This is a genomic window from Sphingomonas sp. 10B4, assembly GCF_035019905.1.
GTDB lineage: Bacteria > Pseudomonadota > Alphaproteobacteria > Sphingomonadales > Sphingomonadaceae > Sphingomonas > Sphingomonas glacialis.
Window position 1 is genome coordinate 1 of record NZ_JASJVC010000234.1, and the last position, 337, is coordinate 337.

Genomic DNA, 337 nt, shown 5'->3' on the forward strand with positions numbered 1-337 from the left:
TCACCAGATATGGCAATACTCGTCATTGCATCACCGGACATGGGATATGCGGCCAGCGACAAATGACTACCGCCGTCCTCAATACCGGACTGGTAAACCGCAACGCCTTTATAAATCAGCGGCTCATTCACTTTGATGGTGGCTGAAAAAGTTTTACCTGTCTCATGATCTTTTACCATCACTTCGCTGGCAAAAAGTTTGGGCATGCCCGTTGAGTAGTAGTCGATGATGAATTTATTCAGTTTGATCGTAAGTGGCAAATCCTGAATCAGTACACCTGTTTGTTGCTGAATAATTGCAGTACTGCTTGTAGCGCCTTCTGGAATAGTGGTATTAC

1 protein-coding gene is annotated in these 337 nt (G+C 44.8%); it reads right to left on the reverse strand.

Annotated elements, in window-relative coordinates; all coding sequences use genetic code 11:
* On the reverse strand, nucleotides 1-337 hold a 337-nt coding region (locus QN347_RS19620; protein ID WP_323494369.1), incomplete at both ends, for a cytochrome c biogenesis protein ResB.